This window comes from Nocardioides taihuensis, assembly GCF_042657275.1.
Taxonomy (GTDB): Bacteria; Actinomycetota; Actinomycetes; order Propionibacteriales; family Nocardioidaceae; genus Nocardioides; species Nocardioides taihuensis.
The window spans coordinates 178,415-199,749 of the sequence record NZ_JBHSKD010000008.1; the positions used below are offsets into that span (position 1 = coordinate 178,415).

The 21,335-nt window shown below is 72.4% G+C and carries 21 protein-coding genes and 1 tRNA gene; 12 read left to right on the top strand and 10 right to left on the bottom strand.

Going from position 1 to position 21,335, the window contains the following annotated elements:
• Positions 1-19: 19 nt before the first annotated feature.
• Both ACFPGP_RS08700 and ACFPGP_RS08705 read right to left on the bottom strand, forming a co-directional pair.
• On the bottom strand, positions 20-1,120 hold the full coding sequence (locus ACFPGP_RS08700; protein WP_378589279.1) for a 2-oxoacid:ferredoxin oxidoreductase subunit beta: 1,101 nt from the start codon (positions 1,118-1,120) through the stop codon (positions 20-22).
• A 1-nt stretch (position 1,121) separates the two neighbouring features.
• Positions 1,122-3,056, bottom strand: a complete 1,935-nt coding sequence (locus ACFPGP_RS08705) for a 2-oxoacid:acceptor oxidoreductase subunit alpha (RefSeq protein ID WP_378589281.1) — start codon at positions 3,054-3,056, stop codon at positions 1,122-1,124.
• Between the two features lie 340 nt (positions 3,057-3,396).
• Here ACFPGP_RS08705 and ACFPGP_RS08710 point away from each other — a divergent pair, with 340 nt between their 5' ends.
• The 4 genes from ACFPGP_RS08710 to ACFPGP_RS08725 are packed head-to-tail and all read left to right on the top strand — an operon-like array spanning position 3,397 to position 7,055.
• Positions 3,397-4,428, top strand: a complete 1,032-nt coding sequence (locus tag ACFPGP_RS08710; protein WP_378589283.1) for a sulfate ABC transporter substrate-binding protein — start codon at positions 3,397-3,399, stop codon at positions 4,426-4,428.
• A 59-nt stretch (positions 4,429-4,487) separates the two neighbouring features.
• Positions 4,488-5,276 carry a sulfate ABC transporter permease subunit CysT gene (gene cysT / locus ACFPGP_RS08715; protein ID WP_378589285.1) on the top strand — a complete coding sequence of 263 codons (789 nt, stop codon included), beginning with the start codon at positions 4,488-4,490 and terminating at the stop codon, positions 5,274-5,276.
• Positions 5,269-6,081 carry a sulfate ABC transporter permease subunit gene (locus tag ACFPGP_RS08720; protein WP_378589287.1) on the top strand — a complete coding sequence of 271 codons (813 nt, stop codon included), beginning with the start codon at positions 5,269-5,271 and terminating at the stop codon, positions 6,079-6,081. The genes cysT and ACFPGP_RS08720 overlap by 8 nt, the downstream gene beginning before the upstream one ends.
• Complete coding sequence (locus ACFPGP_RS08725) at positions 6,078-7,055, top strand: sulfate/molybdate ABC transporter ATP-binding protein (RefSeq protein ID WP_378589289.1); 978 nt, start codon at positions 6,078-6,080, stop codon at positions 7,053-7,055. The genes ACFPGP_RS08720 and ACFPGP_RS08725 overlap by 4 nt, the downstream gene beginning before the upstream one ends.
• A 103-nt stretch (positions 7,056-7,158) precedes the next feature.
• Here ACFPGP_RS08725 and ACFPGP_RS08730 read toward each other — a convergent pair whose 3' ends face one another.
• Complete coding sequence (locus ACFPGP_RS08730; RefSeq protein ID WP_378589291.1) at positions 7,159-8,103, bottom strand: AraC family transcriptional regulator; 945 nt, start codon at positions 8,101-8,103, stop codon at positions 7,159-7,161.
• An 80-nt stretch (positions 8,104-8,183) separates the two neighbouring features.
• On the opposite strand from ACFPGP_RS08730, the gene ACFPGP_RS08735 reads away from it, so the two are divergent.
• Together ACFPGP_RS08735 and ACFPGP_RS08740 are read left to right on the top strand one after the other, a co-directional pair.
• The gene (locus tag ACFPGP_RS08735) at positions 8,184-9,059 is read left to right on the top strand and encodes a Rossmann-fold NAD(P)-binding domain-containing protein (protein WP_378589293.1); all 876 of its coding nucleotides are present in this window, start codon (positions 8,184-8,186) and stop codon (positions 9,057-9,059) included.
• Positions 9,056-9,544 carry an anthrone oxygenase family protein gene (locus tag ACFPGP_RS08740; RefSeq protein WP_378589295.1) on the top strand — a complete coding sequence of 163 codons (489 nt, stop codon included), beginning with the start codon at positions 9,056-9,058 and terminating at the stop codon, positions 9,542-9,544. Before ACFPGP_RS08735 ends, ACFPGP_RS08740 begins: the two co-directional genes overlap by 4 nt.
• A 3-nt stretch (positions 9,545-9,547) precedes the next feature.
• Here the strand turns inward: ACFPGP_RS08740 and ACFPGP_RS08745 are convergent, their stop codons facing one another.
• Positions 9,548-10,039, bottom strand: a complete 492-nt coding sequence (locus ACFPGP_RS08745; RefSeq protein ID WP_378589297.1) for a YajQ family cyclic di-GMP-binding protein — start codon at positions 10,037-10,039, stop codon at positions 9,548-9,550.
• Positions 10,040-10,134: 95 nt separating this feature from the next.
• On the opposite strand from ACFPGP_RS08745, the gene ACFPGP_RS08750 reads away from it, so the two are divergent.
• A tRNA-Tyr gene (locus ACFPGP_RS08750) sits at positions 10,135-10,217 on the top strand.
• A 105-nt stretch (positions 10,218-10,322) separates the two neighbouring features.
• Here ACFPGP_RS08750 and ACFPGP_RS08755 read toward each other — a convergent pair.
• Positions 10,323-11,783 (bottom strand): MFS transporter, encoded by a 1,461-nt coding sequence (locus tag ACFPGP_RS08755; protein WP_378589299.1) that lies wholly within the window; start codon positions 11,781-11,783, stop codon positions 10,323-10,325.
• 85 nt (positions 11,784-11,868) lie between these two features.
• Between ACFPGP_RS08755 and ACFPGP_RS08760 the strand changes: the two genes are divergently transcribed.
• From ACFPGP_RS08760 to ACFPGP_RS08780, 5 genes are all read left to right on the top strand, one after another.
• On the top strand, positions 11,869-12,489 hold the full coding sequence (locus ACFPGP_RS08760; protein WP_378589301.1) for a TetR/AcrR family transcriptional regulator: 621 nt from the start codon (positions 11,869-11,871) through the stop codon (positions 12,487-12,489).
• Entirely contained in the window at positions 12,486-13,049 is a 564-nt protein-coding gene (locus ACFPGP_RS08765; RefSeq protein WP_378589303.1) for a hypothetical protein, read from the top strand. Before ACFPGP_RS08760 ends, ACFPGP_RS08765 begins: the two co-directional genes overlap by 4 nt.
• Positions 13,050-13,158: 109 nt before the next feature.
• On the top strand, positions 13,159-15,096 hold the full coding sequence (locus ACFPGP_RS08770) for a hypothetical protein (RefSeq protein WP_378589305.1): 1,938 nt from the start codon (positions 13,159-13,161) through the stop codon (positions 15,094-15,096).
• An 89-nt stretch (positions 15,097-15,185) separates the two neighbouring features.
• On the top strand, positions 15,186-15,686 hold the full coding sequence (locus ACFPGP_RS08775; RefSeq protein WP_378589307.1) for a DUF1269 domain-containing protein: 501 nt from the start codon (positions 15,186-15,188) through the stop codon (positions 15,684-15,686).
• Between the two features lie 55 nt (positions 15,687-15,741).
• Positions 15,742-17,088: an MFS transporter gene (locus ACFPGP_RS08780; RefSeq protein WP_378589308.1), complete on the top strand. Its 1,347-nt coding sequence runs from the start codon at positions 15,742-15,744 to the stop codon at positions 17,086-17,088.
• A 13-nt stretch (positions 17,089-17,101) separates the two neighbouring features.
• Here ACFPGP_RS08780 and ACFPGP_RS08785 read toward each other — a convergent pair whose 3' ends face one another.
• From ACFPGP_RS08785 to ACFPGP_RS08805, 5 genes are all read right to left on the bottom strand, one after another.
• Positions 17,102-18,019, bottom strand: coding sequence for a phosphodiesterase (locus ACFPGP_RS08785; RefSeq protein ID WP_378589310.1), 918 nt, complete (start codon positions 18,017-18,019; stop codon positions 17,102-17,104).
• Positions 18,020-18,143: 124 nt separating this feature from the next.
• Positions 18,144-18,527, bottom strand: a complete 384-nt coding sequence (locus ACFPGP_RS08790) for a hypothetical protein (protein ID WP_378589312.1) — start codon at positions 18,525-18,527, stop codon at positions 18,144-18,146.
• A 113-nt stretch (positions 18,528-18,640) separates the two neighbouring features.
• The gene (locus ACFPGP_RS08795) at positions 18,641-19,108 is read right to left on the bottom strand and encodes a nitroreductase family deazaflavin-dependent oxidoreductase (protein ID WP_378589314.1); all 468 of its coding nucleotides are present in this window, start codon (positions 19,106-19,108) and stop codon (positions 18,641-18,643) included.
• Between the two features lie 58 nt (positions 19,109-19,166).
• Complete coding sequence (gene fahA / locus ACFPGP_RS08800) at positions 19,167-20,381, bottom strand: fumarylacetoacetase (protein ID WP_378589315.1); 1,215 nt, start codon at positions 20,379-20,381, stop codon at positions 19,167-19,169.
• Positions 20,378-21,238, bottom strand: a complete 861-nt coding sequence (locus ACFPGP_RS08805; protein WP_378589316.1) for a hypothetical protein — start codon at positions 21,236-21,238, stop codon at positions 20,378-20,380. The genes fahA and ACFPGP_RS08805 overlap by 4 nt, the downstream gene beginning before the upstream one ends.
• Positions 21,239-21,335 lie beyond the last annotated feature (97 nt).

Consider the following 21,335-nt stretch of genomic DNA (forward strand, 5'->3'; position numbering starts at 1 on the left):
AGGGGCGTCGCCGGTCGGGTCAGACGACGGTCCAGGTGTCGCCGCCGGAGATGAGCGACGCCAGCCGCGCGGACGGGTCGATCTCCTCGCCGCCGCGCGCGGTCACCAGCTGCTCGCGCGCGAGGTCGTCGTACGACGCGCGGTCGACCTGGCGGAAGATCCCGATCGGCGCCTGGTGCAGGTAGCCCGCGTCGGTGAGCCGCGAGATGGCGAAGGCCGTCGTCGGGTCGGCCAGGTGCGCGTCGTGGACGAGCACCGCGGCCTCGCCGACCTCGGACACCTCGGCGACCTTCACGCCGCCGGTCGCCGGGTCGCGGATCAGGCCCTTGCTGCCGAGCCCGGACGCGTCGGGCGCGCCGAACCGGATCGGCTCGCCGTGCACCAGCGGGATGATCGCGTCGGCCTTGGTGTCGGGGCTCTTGATCGCGTCGAACGCGCCGTCGTTGAAGATCGGGCAGTTCTGGTAGATCTCCACGAACGACGTGCCGCGGTGCGCGGCGGCCGCCGACAGCACCGAGGTCAGGTGCTTGCGGTCGGAGTCGATGGTGCGGGCCACGAAGGAGCCCTCGGCCCCGAGCGCCAGTGACACCGGGTTGAAGGGATGGTCGACCGAACCCATCGGGGTCGACTTGGTGACCTTGCCGGGCTCGGACGTCGGGGAGTACTGCCCCTTGGTCAGGCCGTAGATCCGGTTGTTGAACAGCAGGATCGTCATGTTCACGTTGCGTCGCAGCGCGTGGATCAGGTGGTTGCCGCCGATCGACAGCGCGTCGCCGTCGCCGGTCACGACCCAGACCGAGAGGTCCTCGCGCGCGGTGGCGATGCCGGTCGCGATCGAGGGCGCGCGCCCGTGGATCGAGTGCATCCCGTAGGTGTCGAGGTAGTAGGGGAACCGCGACGAGCAGCCGATGCCCGAGACGAAGACGATGTTCTCGCGGCGCAGGCCGAGATCGGGCAGGAACGACTGCACGGCCTTGAGCACGGCGTAGTCGCCACACCCGGGGCACCAGCGCACCTCCTGGTCCGAGGTGTACTCCTTGCCGGTCTGCGGCTGGTCGTGGCCCGGCACCAGCTCGATGCCGGAGCGGTGGGTCGGGAAGGGGAGCCCGGTGGTGGTCACGTCAGACCTCCGTCACGTCGGTGGTGTGGGCTGCGGTGAGCGCGGCGAGGTCGACCTCGATGCCCTCCGCCTGGGCGACCAGCTCGCCGATCGCCTCGGCGAGCTCGGCCGCCTTGAGCGGCAGGCCGCGCACGCGGTTGTAGCCGATGGCGTCGACGAGGTAGCGCGCGCGCAGCAGCAGGCTGAGCTGGCCGAGGTTCATCTCCGGCACCAGCACCTTGTCGTAGCGCGCCAGCACGTCGCCGAGGTCGTGGGGGAACGGGTTGAGGTGGCGCAGGTGGGCCTGGGCGACCCGGTAGCCCGCGCGGCGGACGCGCCGTACGCCCGCACCGATCGGGCCGTACGTCGAGCCCCACCCGAGCACCAGTACCTTGGCGCCCTCGCCGTCCTCCGCGCCCGGGTCGTCGACCTCGAGCGGGGGCAGCGTGTCGGCGATCCGGTCGACCTTGGCCTGCCGGGTGCGCACCATGAAGTCGTGGTTGGCGGGGTCGTAGGAGATGTTGCCCTGGCCGTCGCCCTTCTCGAGGCCGCCGATGCGGTGCTCGAGCCCGGGGGTGCCGGGCACTGCCCACGGGCGGGCCAGCGTCGCCTCGTCGCGCAGGTAGGGCCAGTACTCCGCGTCGTCGCCCTCGCCGTGGTTCGTGCCGGTGGCGAACGCCGGGTCGATGGTCGGCAGGTCGGCGATCTCGGGGATCCGCCACGGCTCGGACCCGTTGGCGAGGTAGCCGTCGGACAGCAGCATCACCGGGGTGCGGTACGTGATCGCGATCCGCGCCGCCTCGAGGGCGGCGTCGAAGCAGTCGCCGGGGGAGCGCGGCGCCACGATCGGCACCGGCGCCTCGCCGTTGCGGCCGAACATCGCCTGCAGCAGGTCGGCCTGCTCGGTCTTGGTCGGCAGTCCGGTCGAGGGTCCGCCGCGCTGCACGTCGATGACCAGCAGCGGCAGCTCGGTCATCACCGCGAGACCGATCGTCTCCGACTTCAGCGCGATGCCCGGCCCGGAGGTCGTGGTGACACCGAGCCTGCCGGCGAACGACGCGCCCAGGGCGGCGCCGATGCCGGCGATCTCGTCCTCGGCCTGGAACGTGGTGACGCCGAAGGCCTTGTGCTTGCTGAGCTCGTGGAGGATGTCCGAGGCCGGGGTGATCGGGTAGGAGCCGAGGAAGACCGGCAGGCCCGACTGCACGCCGGCGGCCACGAGCCCGTACGAGAGCGCGAGGTTGCCGGTGATGTTGCGGTAGGTGCCCGCTGACATGGGCGCCGGCTTGATCTCGTAGGAGACCGCGAACGACTCGGTGGTCTCGCCGAAGTTCCAGCCCATCTTGAACGCCGTGACGTTGGCGTCGCGGATGTCGGGCAGCCGCGCGAAGCGCCGCTCGAGGAACGCGACGGTCGAGTCGGTCGGGCGGCCGTACATCCACGAGAGCAGGCCGAGGGCGAACATGTTCTTCGCGCGGGCGGCGTCCTTGCGCGAGAGCCCGAACTCCTTGACCGCCTCGACGGTCATGCCGGTGAGGTCGACAGGGTGCACGGCGTACTCGTCGAGCGAGCCGTCCTCGAGCGGGTTCGCGGTGTACCCGGCCTTGGTCAGGTTGCGCGCGGTGAAGTCGTGGGTGTCGACGATGACAGTGGCCCCGCGGGCGAGGTCGCCGAGGTTGGCGCGCAGGGCGGCCGGGTTCATCGCGACCAGCACGTCGGGGGCGTCCCCGGGCGTGAGGATGTCGTGGTCGGCGAAGTGGACCTGGAACGACGAGACGCCCGGCAGCGTGCCCTGCGGCGCCCGGATCTCGGCCGGGAAGTTGGGGAGCGTCGAGAGGTCGTTGCCGAAGGCGGCCGACTCCTGGGTGAACCGGTCACCGGTGAGCTGCATGCCGTCGCCGGAGTCGCCGGCGAAGCGGATGATGACGCGGTCGAGCTGCTTGACCTGCTTGCCCACTCGGTCCTTCTCCCTGCTGGTGCGCCATGCCCGGCATGGCGCGTCGTACGTCGCGTCCGGGGCACCCGTACCGACGGCGCGCCCACTTTCTGGAACACGTTTCAGTCTGCCGCCACGCTCTTCCTCCCGGACCGGTTCGCGCGACCTCCCCACGATAGTCGGCGAGTGGTCCGGACCGGAGCGGAGTCCACCCGACCGAGCGTGAGACACGCCACGGCGGGGCGACTTGCCAACAAGACACTTAAGTCGAGTAGTCTGAACGAGTTAGGTGGGACAACCGCCTTTCTCGGGTTGAGACGAGCGTCCGTCCGGGCGCCGGAGCACGTAGGGAAGACACATCATGACTTCGAAGACCAGGGCCGCCATCGCGGCCTCGATCACCGCACTGCTGGCGCTGGGGGCCAGCGCCTGCTCGAGCGCGTCGGGCGGCGACAGCGCCGACTCCGAGCAGCTGAGCTTCGTGGGCTTCTCGGTCCTCGAGACCGCCAACGAGCCCGTCTTCCAGGGCTTCGAGGGGACCAGCGAGGGCAAGGACGTCACGTTCAAGACCTCCTACGGCGCCTCCGGCGACCAGAGCCGGGCCGTCGAGGGTGGCCTCGACGCCGACGTCGTGCACTTCTCGCTGGAGCCCGACATGCAGCGTCTCGTCGACGCGGGCATCGTCGCCGACGACTGGAAGGACACCCCGACCAACGGCATCGCGACCTCGTCGGTGGTGACCCTGGTGGTCCGCGAGGGCAACCCGAAGGACATCCAGGGCTGGGACGACCTGGTGGAGCCGGGCGTCGAGATCATCACGCCCAATCCGGCCTCCTCCGGCTCGGCGAAGTGGAACATCCTCGCTGCGTGGGCCCACGTCACGGGCAACGGCGGCTCGGAGCAGGAGGCCGAGGCCTTCGTGAAGCAGATGCTCGAGAACACGATCGCGCTGCCCTCGTCGGGCCGTGAGGCCACCACCGCCTTCTCCGAGGGCAACGGCGACGTGCTGCTCTCCTACGAGAACGAGGCGATCCTCGCGCGGGCGAACGGCGAGCCGTTCGACTACATCGTGCCCGACGACACGCTGCTCATCGAGAACCCGGCCGCGGTCACCGTCGACGCTCCGGAGTCGGCGACCGCCTTCCGCGACTACCAGATCACCCCCGAGGCCCAGGCGGCGTACGCCCTCTCCGGCTTCCGTCCGGTGATCGACGGCGTCGACCTCCCCGAGGTCGAGGGCGCCAACGACCCGGCCGACCCGTTCCCGACGCCCGCGAAGCTGTTCACGATCGACGACGACTTCAACGGCTGGGCCGAGGCCAACACGAAGTTCTTCGACGAGAACGACGGCATCATCACGCAGCTGCAGGCTGAGACCGGAACGTCCGAGTGACGGTCAGCGCCACGCTCGACACGGCTCGCCCGGCGCCTCAGCGCCGGGCGAGCCGGCCCGTGTCCACCCTGACTCCCGGCGCCACGCTGGGGCTCGGGGTGGCGCTGACGTGGTTCAGCCTGCTCGTGCTCATCCCGCTGGCGGCGATCGTGGTGACCGCCTCCGAGCTGGGGTGGCAGGGCTACGTCGACGTGCTCACCAACCCGCAGACGTGGGCCGCCATCCAGCTGACCGTCGTGGCGTCGGCTGCGGTGACCCTGGTGAACGTCGTCATCGGCACCACCATCGCCTGGGTGCTCGTCCGTGACCACTTCTGGGGCAAGCGGCTGCTCGACGTCATCATCGACGTCCCGTTCGCGCTGCCCACGATCGTGGCCGGGCTGGTCCTGCTGTCGCTCTACGGGCCCAACAGCCCGATCGGCCTCAACTGGGCCAACACCGAGAAGGCCGTCTTCCTGGCCCTCGCCTTCGTGACCCTGCCCTTCGTGGTCCGGACCGTGCAGCCGGTCCTCGAGGAGCTCGAGCACGACGTGGAGGAGGCCGCCTCGTCGCTGGGCGCCAACCGGCTCACCGTGTTCCGGCGGATCATCCTGCCCAGCCTGGTCCCGGCCATCGCGGCGGGTGCCGCGCTGGCGTTCGCGCGTGCGATCGCGGAGTACGGCTCGCTGGTGCTGCTGAGCGGCAACCTGCCGTTCCGGACCGAGGTCGTCTCGGTGCGCGTGGTCGGCTTCATCGAGGGCGGCAACCCCGCCGCGGCGGCCGCGGTCGCCTCGCTGATGCTGGTGATCGCGCTGCTCGTGATCGTCGTGCTGGACATCGTGCAGAGGCGGGTGGCGCGTCGTGGTTGAGGTCTCCACCCCCCTGAAGTGGCTGCTGCGGCTGGTCGCGGTCGGCTACGTGTTCTTCCTGGTCGCCTGGCCGGTGTCGCTGATCGTGAAGGTGACCTTCGCGGACGGCCTCACCACGCTGGTCGACACCCTGAGCGACCCCTACGTGCAGAACGCGCTGAAGCTGACGGCGTACGTCGCGTTCTGGGCGGTCGTGATCAACACCATCTTCGGTGTCGGGATCTCGTTGCTCCTCGTGCGCTACGAGTTCCCGGGGAAGCGGGCTCTCTCGGCGATGATCGACGTCCCGTTGTCGGTCTCGCCGGTCGTCGTGGGTCTGTCGCTGCTGCTCGTCTACAACGGGCGCACCGGCTGGTTCGGACCCACGCTCGAGTCCTGGGGCTACCAGATCATCTTCGCCGCCCCCGGCATGATCATGGCGACGTGCTTCGTGGCGCTCCCGCTCGTGATCCGCGAGGTGGTCCCGGTCCTCACCGAGATCGGTGACGACCAGGAGCAGGCTGCCCGCAGCCTCGGCTCCAACGCCCGCCAGACCTTCCTGCGGATCACCCTCCCCAGCATCAAGTGGGCGGTCGTCTACGGCGTCGTCCTCTCCCTGGCCCGCTCCCTCGGCGAGTTCGGCGCCGTCAAGATCGTGTCCGGCAACTTCACCGGCGAGACCCAGACCGCGACCCTCGTGGTCGAGCAGAAGTACCAGAACTTCGAGCAGGGGGCGGCGTACGCCACCTCCTTCGTGCTCGCGTTCGTGTCCGTTCTCTGCATCGTCGTCGTCTCGCTCCTGCGACCCAAGGAAAGTGCCCAGTGAGCATCGACATCTCTCACGTCACCAAGAAGTTCGGTGACTTCGTCGCGATCGACGACGTCACCCTGACCATCCCGACCGGCCAGCTGACGGCACTGCTCGGCCCCTCCGGTGGCGGCAAGTCGACCCTGCTGCGGATCATCGCCGGTCTCGACAAGGCCGACTCGGGCACGATCTCGATCGAGGGCGTCGACGCCACCAGGCTGCCGCCGCAGAAGCGCAACGTCGGCTTCGTGTTCCAGCACTACGCGGTGTTCAAGCACATGACGGTGGCCAAGAACGTCGCCTTCGGCCTCGAGATCCGCAAGAAGCCCAAGGCCGAGGTGGCCGAGCGCGTCGACGAGCTGCTCAAGCTCGTGCACCTCTCGCAGTTCGCCCACCGGCTGCCGGCGCAGCTCTCCGGTGGCCAGCGGCAGCGCATGGCGCTCGCCCGGGCGCTCGCGGTCGAGCCGACCGTGCTGTTGCTCGACGAGCCGTTCGGCGCGCTGGACGCGAAGGTCCGCAAGGAGCTGCGCGACTGGCTGCGGCGGCTGCACGACGAGGTGCACGTGACCACGGTCTTCGTGACCCACGACCAGGAGGAGGCCCTCGAGGTCGCCGACGAGATCGTGGTCATCAACGAGGGCCGGGTCGAGCAGATCGGGTCGCCCGAGGAGCTCTACGACGAGCCGGCCAGCGACTTCGTGATGGGCTTCCTCGGCGAGGTGACGCGGCTCAACGGCGTCAACATCCGCCCGCACGACATCGAGATCGCCACCGTCCCGACCGGGGCGGCCGGTGCCTCGGCGGGGTACGTCACCCGCCTGCTCCGGATCGGCTTCGAGGTGCGGGTCACCGTGCTGACCGAGGACGGCGACGAGGTCACCGTCGTGATGACGCGCACGCACGCCCGCGCGATCGGGCTCGACACCGACGTCAAGGTCTGGCTCACGCCGGCCAGCGGCGCCACCGTCGTGCCCGCGATGCGGGCCCTCTGAACCGGGTCCGCGGCCGGCGCACCGGCCGCGGGCCCACCACCGGCGCGCGGCGACCGGCGGGACGCCGGGGGTGTCCCGCCGGTCGCTGCGTGGCCGGCGCGGGTCAGGAAGCGCGACGAGCGGCTGACCGGAAGTCCCGCGGCGCCACGGCGTACCGCTTCTTGAACGCCGTCGAGAAGGCGAACGCGCTGAGGTACCCGACCTCCCGGGCCACCTGCTCGACGGTGGCGGAGGTGTCCTGCAGCAGGTCGGCCGCCCGGGCGAGGCGCCAGTCGCCGAGGTAGGCCATCGGGGACTGCCCGACGAGAGCCGCGAACCGTCGTGCCAGGGTCGCGCGCGAGACCGCGACGCGTGCGGCGAGCCCGTCCAGCGTCCACGGGTACGCGGGGTCGTCGTGCATGAGTGCGAGGACCCGGCCCACGACCGGGTCGGACGCCGCAGCCCACCACCGCGGGGCGGTGCCGGGCGTGGTGTCGAACCGGTGGCGGACGGCGGCGACCAGCAGCAGGTCGACCAGGCGGTCGAGCACGACGTCCTGCCCCGGCAGGTCCCGCGAGAGCTCGGCGGTCAGCAGCCCGACGAGCGGGTCGTCCCAGGACTCGGCAGGGACGACGGCGACGTCGGGCAGGGTGTCGAGGAGCCGGCTGGTGACGTGGCTGGTGAGCTCCCACGAGGCCGTGACGAAGCTGGTGTCGCCGGTGAGGGCGTTGCCCCAGGTGCGGGTGCCGAGCCCCATGGTCATCGACAGGTCCTCGCCGGTGAGGTTGCGGCACTCCCCGCCGGGCTCGATCACGATGCCTGCCGGCGTCTCCGCCCGGTCGGCGAAGACGTAGGGCTGCACCCCGGTGACCACCGCGACGTCGCCCGGCCCCAGCACGACCGGGTCGACGCTGCCGCGGGTGAGGACGGCCTCGCCCCGCACCATCACGATCAGCGCGACGGGCGCCTCGTCGCGGACCGCGATCGCGAACGGCGACGTCATCTCGCAACGCAGCACGAACGCCCCGCGCGCGCGGTGGGCGTCGAGCACCGTGCTGAGCGTGTCCACCGGCTCATGCTAGACGATCGCGAAGGTATGTGATCACTTCCATCATGGAAGATCTCACTGGACCGGGATGAACTGGTGGCATGACCACGACAGAGACAACACGTTCCCACTCCTCCCTTCCGCCCGGCCCGTCCGCGCGCGGGCCGGTCGTCCTCGTCGGCGGTGCGGGCAAGACCGGTGCCCGCGTCGCCGCGGGCCTTGCCTCCCTGGGCGTCCCCACCCGGGTGGCCTCCCGCAGCGGCGCCGTCCGGTTCGACTGGGACGACCGCTCGACGTGGGACGCCGCCCTCGACGGGGCCGGCGCGGCGTACGTCGCCTTCGCTCCCGACCTCGCTCTCCCCGGGGCCGATGCCTCGGTGCACGAGCTCGCCACCCGCGCTGCTCGCCACGGTGTCCACCGGGTCGTGCTCCTGTCGGGCCGCGGCGAGGAGGGCGCCCGGCGTGCGGAGGAGGCCCTGCTGTCGGTCCTGCCGTCGGCGACGGTGGTCCGCTGCGCCTGGTTCGCCCAGAACTTCAGCGAGGGGATGCTCCGTCCTGCCGTCCTCGACGGTGTCATCGCGCTGCCCGCGCCGCCCTCGCTGGCCGAGCCCTTCGTGGACGCCGACGACATCGCGGCCGTGGCAGTCCGAGCCCTCTCCACCCCCGGCCTCGAGGGCCGCGTGCTGGAGCTGACCGGCCCCCGGGCGGTGCCGCTCGCGGAGGCCGCCGCCGTGCTCGCGCGGGCCTCGGGCCGCGCCGTGGAGTACGCCGAGGTGTCGCCGGCCGCGTTCTCCGCCGGGGCCGTGGCAGCAGGGATGTTGCCGGGGGAGGCCGATGCCCTGGCGGAGCTCTTCGCCGAGGTGCTCGACGGACGCAACGAGCAGACCACCGGCACCGTCCGCGAGGTCCTGGGGCGCGAGGCCCGCAGCCTGGAGCAGTTCGCCGCGGACGCGGCCGCCGCAGGAGCGTGGCGGTGAACGGCGTGATGCCGCCGGTGGCGGCGTTGACGGCGCTCAGCTCCGGCGTCCTCGGCGGGGTGTTCTTCGGCTTCTCGACCCTCGTGATGCCGGCCCTGCACCGGCTGCCGACCCCCCAGGCCGTGACCACGATGCAGCAGATCAACGCGGCGGCACCCGGCAGCCTGCTGATGGTGCCCCTGACGACCTCGGCGGCCGGCTCCCTGGCGGTGGCCGCGTGGGCGCTCACCGGGCCGGGCGTCCACGGTCGGGCGTGGCTCCTCGTGGGCGCCGGCGCGGGTCTGGCCTGCTTCGCCGTGACCGCGGCGTACCACGTCCCGCGCAACGACGCGCTGGCCACCTGGAACCCCACGGCCACGCACACGGGCGACCTGTGGGCGACCTACCTGCGTGGGTGGACGGCGATGAACCACGTGCGCGGTGCCCTCGGTGTCGCGGCCGCTGTCGCCACGACGGTCGGTCTGGCGCGGGGGTGGCGGGGGTGAACCTCAGCGGTAGTTCGTGAACTGCACCGCGAAGTCGTAGTCCTGGGCCTTGACCAGCGCGATCACGGCCTGCAGGTCGTCGCGCTTCTTCGACGACACCCGCAGCTCGTCGCCCTGGACCTGCGCCTTGACGCCCTTGGGTCCCTCGTCGCGGATCAGCTTGGAGATCTTCTTGGCGTCCTCGGAGCTGATGCCCTCCTTGAGCGTGATCGAGATCTTGCTCTGCTGGCCCGACTGGCGCGGCTCCGAGGCGTCGAGGATCTTCAGGCTCTGGTTGCGCTTGACCAGCTTGCCCTTGAAGACGTCGAGCACCGCGTTGGCGCGGTCGTCGGCCGACGCGGAGATCTCGATCGCCTGCTCGCCCTGCCACTCGATGCTCGCGCCGGTGCCCTTGAAGTCGAACCGCGTGGCGATCTCGCGGGCCGTCTGACCCAGCGCGTTGTCGACCTCCTGACGATCGATCTTGCTCACGATGTCGAAGCTCGAGTCGGCCATGGGGATCCTCCTGCGGCGGTTTCGGGTCGTCGGCGTGCCTGCGCTATTGTTCCGCCGTGCTGCCGACCGGCCAACACCGGCCCGGTGACACGTCCGGCAGGTTGCCCGAGCGGCCAATGGGAGCGGACTGTAAATCCGTCGGCTTACGCCTACGCAGGTTCGAATCCTGCACCTGCCACGTGGTGGAGACAACCACCGGCCGCCAGACCCCCACTTCGTGTGGGGGTCTCGTGCTTTACGAGGGGACGAGCCGTTCGCCGGTCGGTGGGCAGGTCGACCCCCGTCAGGTGGTGCGGTCCGTCATCTCGAGCCGGGCGGCCCGGGGAACGTCCACCGCTCCGGCGGCCGGCCCGTCCGTCGCGCGGCGGGGAGCGAGACGCAGTGCGGCCAGGCCCGCTGCCAGCGCGAAGACGGCCGCGACGAGCAGCGAGTGCGACAACGCGTCGCCGAGGGGGGCCCCGTCGTGCTGGGCGCGGGCGGGGATCGCTGCCAGGACCGCGAGACCGACGGCTCCCCCCACCTGCTGCGCCGTCGTGTAGATCCCGGATGCGACGCCTGACCTCTCCGGCGGAACGTCCTGGGTGGCGGCGACGGTGCCCGCGATGAAGGCGATGCCGAAGCCGATGCCGATCAGGAGCTGGGGGGCCAGCATGTCGGCCGCGTACGGCGCTCCCGCCGGGCCGAGGTCGGCGACCCAGGCGAGCCCGGCGGCGGCCATGAGCAGGCCGCCGGCGAGAGGCGTCCGGAGGCCGGTGCGCGCGATGATCCGGTGGGCGAGGGAGTTGAAGAGCACGAGCATGGCGATGACCGGCAGCACGGCGGCGCCCGCCTCGACCGGGCCGTACCCCCGGACCTGCTGGAAGTAGACGGTGAGCAGGAACCACATCGGCATCATCGCCATCGCGCTGAGACCTGCCGCCAGGTTCGCGCGGCGCAGGGAGCCGATCCGGGCCAGGGACGGTGGGACCAGCGACTGCTCGCCGCGCGCCTCGACCAGGGCGAACACCGCGAGGAGTCCGGCCGCCGTGCCCAACGCGGCCAGGGCCTGGCCGGAGGTCCAGCCCCGCTGCGAGGCCAGGACGAGTCCGTAGACGAGGGTCACGAGGCCGGTGGTCACGGTGGCTGCTCCCGCCACGTCGAGGCGGCCGCGGGCACCGGTGAGCCGGCCGGCGGGCAACGCGACCACGGCGCCGGCCACCACCAGGGCGCCGACGGGCACGTTGATCCACAGGATCGCCTGCCAGCCCCACGTCTCGGTGAGGATGCCGCCGAGCAGGGAGCCGGACGCCCCGCCGAGCCCGGCCGCGGCGCCCATCAGTCCGAGGGCGCGGTGACGTCCCGCGCCGGCCGGGAAGAGGATCAGTGCCAGGGCCATCGCGGACGGCGCAGCCAGGGCGGCCCCGGCGCCCTGGGCCCCACGGGCCGCCACCAGGCCGCCGGGCGTGGCGGCCAGCGCCCCTGCGACCGACGCGGCGGTGAAGAGCGTGAGGCCGCCGACGAACACCCGCCGCGCTCCCAGCAGGTCGGCCAGGCGGCCGCCGAGCAGCAGCAGTCCCGCGAAGAGGAGCCCGTAGGCGTTCACCACCCAGGTGATCTGCTCGCCGTCGAAGCCGAGGTCGTGCTGGACGGAGGGCAGGGCGACGTTGACGATCGCCGAGTCGAGCACCAGCAGGAACTGGGTCGCGGCGAGGAGGGTGAGGGCCAGGCCGGCGCGCGGCCGCCCGGGAGACGGGGTGGTGGTCATGGTTCCTCCTGAGAAGTACATTGCCTGTGTAGTTCCCAAGGAACAGCACACAGTGTGTAGTTCATTCCCGAGGAGGGATGCTCGCGTGGAGCCGCAGAACGCCCGGAGCCGTCGCACCCGCGAGGCCGTGCTGGAGGCGGCGCACCGGCTGGTCGAGGAGGGCGGCTTCGCCGCGCTGACCATGGCCGCCGTCGCCGAGGGCGCCGGTGTCACCCGACGCTCGCTGTACCTGCACTTCGAGTCGCGTACGGCGCTGGTGGTCGCGCTGTTCGACCACGTCAACGACGAGGTGGGGGTCGCCGCCTCCGGCGCGCAGGTGTGGGCGGTCACCGACGCGCGCGACCTGCTCGCGGAGTGGTTCGCCCACCTCGCCCGCTGCCAACCACGCCTGCTCCGCGTGGCCCGGGCCGTCCAGCGCGTCAAGGACGACGACCCGGACGCCGCGGCGCACTGGGACCTCGTCCAGCAGGACTGGCGGGCCTCGTCCCTCAGGGTCGCCCGGCGCCTCGCGCAGGGCGAGGTGCTGGATCCCGGCTGGACCGTCCGGGAGGCCGCCGACCTCCTCCTGGCGCTCATGGGCTTCGACGTCCTCGAGACCCTCCTGGGGGAGCGGGGCTGGTCGGAGAGTGCGTACCGAACCCGGCTCACCCGGGCGGCGGAGCGGATGCTGCTGGCGCCGGCGCCCTCGGTAGCGTCCGGCCCATGACCGCGAGCGAGGGGCGTCCGGCGGCGCCCCGGGACGGCGTACCGGGCCGCGAGGTGGACGCCGTCGGCGCACTCGCCCCGGAGTCCTGGGACGCCACGGCCGTCCTCGTGCTGCGCTGCCTGCGCACGGCCTCGATCCTGCTCGTCGTGGCGGGCGTCGCCGTGGCCGTGGCGACCGGCAGCGAGGACCGGATGGACGAGGTCACCTCGCCGGACACGGTGCTGCCCGCGCTGGCCACACCGCTGGCCGTGCTGGCCGTCGGCGTGGTGCTGCGCGTGCTCATCGCCCCTCTCGCCTACGCGCTCGCCGCGGCGTTCGTGCTGCACGACCGCCGGCACCTGACGCGCCGGCACGACGCCCGGTCGACCTGGAGCCGGCTCTCCGACCGGGCGCGGCTGGCCGGTGCCTACCGGGCCCTGCGCTGGACGAACGCCGTGCGTGACGAGGCCGTCGACCGGCTGGGCCGGCGAGGGCAGCACCTTGACGTGGCGGCGACGGCGCTCCGGTGGCTCACCGCCCTGGCCGTCGTGGGCGTCGTCGTCGCCGTCGCGCGCCGCTGACCGGACGCGGGACCTGCCCCGGGTCCCGCGGGGACCTTCGGCCCTGTCGGAGGGCAGGCGGATGTCGTCGGCTGGAGCCCACCCCCGTCCGCCGAACCGGAGGAGACCCGTGACGTCGACCGCGAGCCGGCTGCGCCCGCTGCTGGCCGTCGTCGCCGCCGTGGTCGGAGCCGTGCTGGCGCTGCCGGCGACCGCGCACGCCGACACCTCCGGCGAGCAGCGGCTCGCCGAGACGTACGCGCCGCTGATCCGGCTGGTCGCACAGCCCCAGCAGTGCGGGGCGGGCGAGCCGTACCACCCGAGCGACGTCGACCTGCTGCTCGGTGATCCCTCGGTCGCGCTCCGTGGCCCGTGGACGCAGGACGACCTGGTCACGATCGGCCCGGACGCGAAGACCCTGTCGACGGGGCTGCCCGGCTACGCGCTCGACTTCCCCGGTGACCCCCTGCGCCCCGGGTGCGACTACGAGCAGTGGGCCGACCGCGTGTGGGCGCGCTCCCCGACGACCGTCTACGCCCACGTCGCCACCGAGCCGGCGTACCCGGGGCGCCTGGCGTTGCAGTACTGGTTCTACTACCCCTTCAACGACTTCAACAACAAGCACGAGAGCGACTGGGAGGGCATCCAGGTCGAGTTCGACGCGGACTCCGTGGCCCAGGCGCTGGAGAGCACGCCCACCCGGGTCGTCTACGGGCAGCACGAGAGCGCCGAGAGCTCGGCCTGGGACGACCCGAAGCTCGACGTGCAGGACGGCACGCACCCGGTCGTGTACGTCTCGGCGGGGTCCCACTCGAGTCACTTCGAGCCCGGCCTGTTCCTGCTCCGCTCACGCACCCAGGGCCTGGGCTGCGACACCACGCTCGGCACCGACCCGGGCGTGACGCCGGTGGTGCGGACCATCCCCGCCGACCCCGCCGCGGCGAGGACGGCGTACCCGTGGCTCGGCTACCAGGGGCTGTGGGGCCAGCACGAGCCCCGGTCGATCTACGAGGGCCCGACCGGTCCGAGCACCAAGGAGCGGTGGACGGCTCCCTTCACCTGGTCGTCCGACACGATGGACCGCAGCTACGCCGTGCCGGGCGGCTCCCTCTACGGCGGCCAGACGACCGCCTTCTTCTGCGGGGCCGTGGGGGAGGTGTCGGTCACGTTGCTGCAGTTCACCTCCAACCCCGTCCCCGTCGTCCTCGGACTGGCACTCGTCCTGGCGGTCGTGGTGTGGCTGGTGCGCCGTACGTCGTGGCGCCGCTCGGAGCCCTTCCCGCTGCAGCAGCAGCGCACTTTCGGCCAGACCGTCTCGGTGGCGTGGCTGGTGTACCGCACGCGGTGGCGGCTCTTCCTCGGCATCGGGCTGGTGGTGGCGCTCGCCTCCCTGGTCAACGGCGTGGTGCAGCAGCTCGTCGTCGAGCCGCTCGGCCAGTCGGTCGACCAGCAGCTCTCGGGGGCGAGCGCCGCCGTCACCCTGTGCCTCGGGCTGGCCACCGCGTTCGTCGCGCTGTTGGCCCAGATGGCGACCATGCGGGCCGTGGCCGAGCTCGACGCCGGGCGGCCGGTGGGGGTGCTCGCCGCCTACCGGTCCGCGCTCCGGCGCACCGGCCCGGTGCTCGGTACCCAGGTCATGGTGATCCTCCTGGCCGGCCTGCTCCTGGTCACCGTGTTCCTCGCTCCCCTCGCCTTCGTGCTGGTCCTGGCCGGGGCGCTGATCCTGCCGGTCACGGTGCTGGAGCCCACCTGGGGCTACCGGGCGCTGCGGCGCAGCGCGCACCTGGTGCGGGGGCAGGTTCCCAAGCTGGTGGGGCTGGTGGTCTTCATGCTCCTCGTCAGCGGCGTGCTCGGCGGCCTCCTGGGGTCGTTGGTGCTCCTGGTCGTGCAGGCGCCCTTCCTGCTCGTGAACCTGTTGCCCGGGGTGGTCACCGCCCTCGTCGGGCCCTTCCTGACGCTGCTCCTCACCTACGCCTACTTCCACGGCCTCGCCTACCACGAGCACGACGCTGCTCCCACCGACCCGTCCGCGGGCGACGAGGCGGAGTCGGTGCCCGTTCCCGGCTGACAGCCCATCCGTGCCGGACGATGCCGCCGGGGAGAGGCAGTGCTTGCGTGGGTGGCACCGCACCTGTCCGACTACGAGAGGGACCAGCCATGGCCGACCCTGATGGCGTCTTCCTGTACATCGCCACCTACCCCGACGAGGCCGCCGCGCAGGCGGACTACGACGTCGTCAAGGCGCTCCACGCCGTCGACGCCGTCGGGCACTTCGACGCTGCCGTCGTCACCAAGGACGACAAGGGCAAGATCCACGTCAACAAGGACGAGACCTCGACCCGCAAGGGTGCCTGGTGGGGCGTCGCCGCCGGTGCCGCGCTCGGCGTGCTCTTCCCGCCGTCGATCATCGGCTCGGCCGCCGTCCTCGGCGCGGCCGGCGGCATCGCCGGTCACCTGTGGGGCGGCCTGTCGCGCTCCGACGTCAAGGAGCTCGGCGAGCTGATCGACGAGGGCGAGGCCGCCCTGCTCGTCATCGGCGACCTCACCATCAGCGAGGCCGTCGAGAAGGCGGAGCTGCACGCGATCAAGCAGCTGCGCAAGGAGGTCAAGGTCCAGGCCAAGGAGATCGACAAGGAGCTCGCGGCTCTCGAGCCGTGACCCGACGACCCTGACCGGCGCGACCGCCCACCCCGGGCGGTAGCGTCGGCGGGCGATGAGCGCGCCGGAGCAGGTCCACGACATCGGCCGCCGCCGGGCGTGGGTGATCTGGCTGGTCGCGCTGTCGGTCTACGCGCTCGCCGTCTTCCACCGCAGCTCGCTCGGTGTGGCCGGGCTGCTGGCCGCCGACCGCTTCCACATCGGGGCCACCCAGCTGGCGCTCTTCACGGTGCTCCAGCTGGTGGTGTACGCCTCGATGCAGGTCCCGGTCGGCGTGCTGCTCGACCGGTACGGCTCCCAGCGCGTGCTGCTGGTCGGGCTGGTCCTGATGACGGCCGGCCAGCTGGCGTTCGCCTTCGCCACGTCGTTCCCGGTCGCGGTGCTCGCGCGCGCGGTGCTCGGCGGCGGCGACGCGATGGTGTTCGTCAGCGTGATCCGGCTGGTGTCCGTGTGGTTCCTCGTGCGCCAGGCGCCGGTGGTCACCCAGCTCACCGGCCAGGTCGGGCAGGTGGGTGCGATCGTGGCCGCTGCGCCCCTCGCCCTCGCCCTCGACACCCTCGGCTGGACCCGCGCCTTCGCGCTCGCGTCGTCGGTCGGGCTGGTGCTGATGGTGGCGGTCGCGCTGCTGGTCAAGGACTCGCCGTACCGCCGTCACGGCGTGGAGCGCCTCAAGCTGCGCGCGCTGGCCGGGTCGCTGCGCACGGTCTGGGGCAACCCCGGCACGCGCCTGGGGATGTGGTCGCACTTCGTCTCGCAGTTCTCGATGACCGTCTTCGCGCTGCTGTGGGGCTACCCGTTCCTGGTCAGCGGCCAGGGCCTCTCCTCCGGTACGGCGGGCGGGCTGTTGATGCTGATGACCGTCTGGGTGGTGCTCAGCGGCATCGTGCTGGGCTGGCTCGTGGGCCGGCTGCCCTACTACCGCTCGTGGCTGGTCCTCGGCGTCGTCGCCATCATGGTCGTGGTGTGGACGGTCGTGCTGCTGCGCACCGAGCCCGCGCCGCTCTGGCTGCTCGTGGTGCTGGTGTGCGTCACGGCCAGCGGCGGCCCGGCGTCGATGGTGGGCTTCGACCTGGCCCGCACCTTCACGCCCGTCGAGGCGGTCGGCCGGGCCAACGGCATGGTCAACGTCGGTGGCTTCCTGGCCTCGCTGCTGACGATCGGGCTGGTCGGGGTCGTGCTGCAGGTGCGGGCGCCCGGCGGCGTCGACGCCTACGACCTCGACGACTTCCGTGCGGCGTTCTGCGTGCAGTACGCCTTCTGGGCGCTCGGCGCCGTCCAGGTGCTCCGCTACCGCCGCCGTGCCCTGGCGCACCTGCGCCGCGTGCACCCCGGTGCCGTCGAGCAGATGCGGGCCGGCGTCCCGTTCGTGCATCCCGGCATCGGCAACCACGAGGGCGTCTGAGCCGGGCCCCGGGTCAGATCCCGGGGTCGGAGGCGTAGAACGCCGAGTCCTTGCGCGACAGGATGTCGCGGCGCTCGGCCGCGCTCAGCGCCTCGACCTGGGCCCGCACGTCGGAGGGGAACCCGGTCACCTCCGGGGCGTCGGCCAGCGGCACGACCGTGTGCACCACCTGGTCGTCGTACAGGTGCAGCATGGTGAACGCCTGGTGGCCGTCGACGCCGGAGATGAACCGGTCGAGCGGCGCCGGGTCGCTGGTGTAGCAGCTGGCCGAGGCCACCGACACCGGGATGCCCGCGAACGTCGACCACGACGTGAAGTGGAAGTGCCCGCCGATGATCGCCCGCACGTCGGTGCCGCGCACCACCTCGGCCAGCGCGTCCTGGCCGTCGAGCTCGATGATCTCGGCCGGCCGCATCATCGGCACCGGGATCGGCGGGTGGTGCATCGCCAGCACCGTGCCGCGCGGGGCCGGTGTGGCGAGCAGGTCCGCGAGCCAGGCCAGCTGCGCGTCGGTCAGGTCGCCGTGGTGGTAGCCGGGCACGCTGGTGTCGAGCGCCACGATCCGCAGGCCGTCGACGTCGTGCACGCGGTCCTGCGGGCGGTCGCCCTCCTCGCCGAACAGCGCCTTCGCGTAGGGCTCGCGCTCGTCGTGGTTGCCCATCACCCAGACGACCACGGCCCCGATCTCGGCCGCGGCCGGCTCGACCATGGCGCGCAGCCGGTCGTACGCCGCGGGCTCGGCCTTGTCGGCCAGGTCGCCGGTGAACACGAGCGCCCTGGGGGCCGGGTCGAGGCGTCGCAGCCGCTCGAGGGCGAGGGCCAGTCCGGCCTCGGTGTCGATCACGCCGTACTGCTTCGAGTCGGCGAGCAGGTGGGGGTCGCTGAGGTGGGCGATGGTCAGCGAGGGGTCGGGGTACTGGCCGTACTGCACGCCTGCAGGGTAGCCAGCCGCCCGCGCTCCCGACCGGTGCGGACCAGCAACCGGAGGTCCTGTGCGGAGACGCGTGCGTTGCGTCCACACGCGAACCGCGGCACGAACGGATGTCGGTCGACCGTCATCCGAGGCGGTCCGTCCAGGCGGGAAGCCACAACGCCACGACAAGGAGGGCCACGTCGATCGCGGCGCCCCAGAGGAGCCGACGGTCCCAGAACAGCACCAGCGCGGCGAGGGACGCAACGGCGGCCCCGATCGCCAGGACCGACCAGAGCGACGTGAGGCCGGGGACTCCCCACACGGCGAGGCCCAGCAGCGCGAACGCCGCGACCACGAGGGCGATCAGCCCCACCGCGACGGGTGTGCGGGTCGCTGTTGGCAGCAGCCGTGACCGGTCGAGCCGGAACGGCCACGCCGGGTCGTCGCTGGGTGCGAACCACAACAGGTGGACCAGGCCGTGCGCGACGAGGAGCAAGCCCAGGATCATGCGGACAAGGACCTCCACGGGGGTCACCCCTTTCGTCCGACCACCCTCAGCGTCCGATGCGATGCTCGGCTCGACCAGAGGCGTCGGTCAGGACCTTGACGTGCTCCCTATCCACGCACCCGGCCCCGGGTTCAGGCCGGGGTGAGGCGGAAGACCGGGATCACCCGGTCGGTGCGCTCCTCGTACACCGCGAAGTTCGGCCAGGTCCGGAGCAGCACCTGCCAGGCCTCCGCCCGCTCGGCTCCCTCGAGCTCCTCGCCGGTGACGCGACTGCGCCGTCCGTCGACCGAGACCTCGGCGAACTCGGCGGCGCGCAGGTTGCCCACCCACAGGGGCATGTCGGGGCCGCCGAAGTAGGACCCGGCCACGAGCCAGGTGCCCCGGTCGGGCACGCCGAGCAGGGGTGTGGTGCGGAGGATCCCGGTCCGGCGACCCGGCACCGTCAGCGCGAGGTTGGGCAGGCCCGCGAGGTCGAGAACGCTCACCTTCCCGCGCGTCACGCGCTGGAGCGTGGTGTCCACGGCGACGATCTGCGGCAGCAGCCGCGGCATCCATCCGATCGCGCCGATCCGGACGGCCAGCGGGGTCATCAGGCCCATGGCGCGACCGTACCGACACGACTAGAACGTGTTCCAGTCTGCCGTCGTACGACGTGCCTCACGTCCGGGCGGGCGCGATCCTGCCGGACACCTCGCCGAGCGCGATCCGGCCGCCGCGGGTGCCCGGCGCGGTGTAGCGCAGCACGACCTCGTCGCCGTCCTCGAGGAAGGTCCGCCCGTCGCCGAAGGGCTCCTGGCCGCCCCACGACAGCTCGAGGAAGGAGCCCCGCTGCTCGCGCTCGGCGCCGCTGATCGTGCCGGAGGCGAAGAGGTCGCCCGGGCGCACCGAGGCGCCGTTCACCGTCAGGTGGGCGAGCATCTGGGCGGGCGACCAGTACATCGACGCGTACGGCGGGCGGCTGACGACCTCGCCGTTGAGCACCACCTCGACGTCGATGTCGAGCCCGCGGGCGCGGTCGGGTGCGAGGTAGGGGAGCGGCTCGGGGTCCTGGCCGGGGAGGTCGGTCCACGCGGCGTCGAGCGCCTCGAGCGGCGTCACCCAGTGGGACACCGACGTGCCGAACGACTTGCCGAGGAAGGGGCCGAGGGGCACGTACTCCCAGGCCTGGATGTCGCGCGCCGACCAGTCGTTGAGCCCGACCACGCCGAACACGTGGTCGGCGAAGTCGTCGACGCCGACCCGGTCGCCGAGCGCCGTGCCGGTGCCGACCACGAACCCGAGCTCGGCCTCGATGTCGAGACGCGTGCTCGGGCCGTACGTCGGCGCGTCGTCGCCCGGGGCCTTCCGCTGGCCGCACGGCCGCACGATCTCGGTGCCGCTGGCCACGACCGTGCCGCCGCGGCCGTGGTAACCGACCGGCAGGTGACGCCAGTTCGGCAGCAGCGCCTCGGCGTCGGGGCGGAAGATCCGCCCGACGTTGGTCGCGTGCTCGAGCGAGGCGTAGAAGTCGACGTAGTCGCCGACGGCGACCGGCAGGTGCAGCTCGACGTCGGCCAGCGGCACGAGGTGCGGCTCGACGAGGTCGCGCTCGGTCTCGTCGGTCAGCAGGCCGGTGAGCCAGCTGCGCAGGCTCTGCCGCACCGCCCGGCCCTCGGCCATCAGCGCGTTCAGCGTGGGCTGCTGGAACGCCTGGTGGACGTCGAGCATCTCGGAGGCAGCGACGGGCGAGAGGTCGAGCACGTGGTCGCCGATCCGCACACCGACCCGCGGCTCCTCGCCGGGCAGCGAGAACACGCCGTACGGCAGGTTGTCGACGTCGAAGGGGGAGCCGGTGGCGCCCTCCACCCAGCTGTCGGTCGTGGGCTCGTTCACAGGTCCTCCAGCAGTCCGGTCGCGACGAGCGACTCGAGGGGTTCGGTCACCGAGCACGACCCGAACGACGTGAACCACCGTCGCCCGGCGGCGAGGTCGGTGTCGATGGCGCGGCCGATCGCGGAGCCGGGCTCCGCGTCGTCGAGGACCGCGACCACCTCGTCGCGCCCGGCACCGTCGAAGGCGCGGGCGGTCGCGGTCAGCAGGTTGACGAAGCCGTGGTGCTCGAAGCCGGTCTCCGGGTCGCGGTGCCGCAGCGCCTGGTGCAGGCCCGCCGTGCACTTGAACGGCGTCTCGCGGTCGAGCGCCGCGTCGACCCACGCGGCCAGCGTCGCGGCGGACGGGAAGGCCGCCGCCTCGAGCCCGCCGGTGCGCAGCTTCAGCCGCAGCCCGGCCGCGGCGACCTCGTCGGCCGCCGCGAGCCACGACGCCGAGGGCTCGGCCTGCGGCAGCTCCACGAAGACCGGCACGTCGTCGTCGAGCGTGCCCGCCGCCTGCGCGGCATCGACTGCGGCGACGACCCGGCGCGCGTTGCCGGCCAGGTCGTCGAGGTCGCGCAGCGCGACCTCGAGGCCGGCCAGTGCGAGGCCGAGGCGCGATGCCACGGCGGGTGGGCCGCCCACCTGCCCGGCGCCGCCGGTCACCACGACCGAGAGCCGGGCCGGGCTGCCGCGCAGCAGGGGCAGGTCGGTGTCGCGGACCACCAGCGGGCCGACCAGGTCGGCCCACCACTCCGACCTCCGCGCGACGTGGGCGCTGGCCGCGTCGTGCAGCGGTGCGTCGCCCGGCGGGAAGACGGCGGCGTCGTCCACGAGCCCGACCCAGGTGGGGACGAGGTCGTCGGCGGAGTAGGTCACCCGGGCGACTCTAGTCATGGCGAGACTCCGCCCGGAGGCCCCCGTCGGGGGCTAGCCTGCCCCGGGGGAGTGGAGAGCGCCGGTCGTCGGCCGGCAC

Coding starts and splice junctions, on each gene's coding strand:
- ACFPGP_RS08710 (WP_378589283.1), top strand. CDS start 3,397: ATGACTTCGAAGACCAGGGCCGCCATCGCGGCCTCGATCACCGCACTG.
- ACFPGP_RS08735 (WP_378589293.1), top strand. CDS start 8,184: ATGACCACGACAGAGACAACACGTTCCCACTCCTCCCTTCCGCCCGGC.
- ACFPGP_RS08745 (WP_378589297.1), bottom strand. CDS start 10,039: ATGGCCGACTCGAGCTTCGACATCGTGAGCAAGATCGATCGTCAGGAG.
- ACFPGP_RS08755 (WP_378589299.1), bottom strand. CDS start 11,783: ATGACCACCACCCCGTCTCCCGGGCGGCCGCGCGCCGGCCTGGCCCTC.
- ACFPGP_RS08765 (WP_378589303.1), top strand. CDS start 12,486: ATGACCGCGAGCGAGGGGCGTCCGGCGGCGCCCCGGGACGGCGTACCG.
- ACFPGP_RS08775 (WP_378589307.1), top strand. CDS start 15,186: ATGGCCGACCCTGATGGCGTCTTCCTGTACATCGCCACCTACCCCGAC.
- ACFPGP_RS08780 (WP_378589308.1), top strand. CDS start 15,742: ATGAGCGCGCCGGAGCAGGTCCACGACATCGGCCGCCGCCGGGCGTGG.
- ACFPGP_RS08795 (WP_378589314.1), bottom strand. CDS start 19,108: ATGGGCCTGATGACCCCGCTGGCCGTCCGGATCGGCGCGATCGGATGG.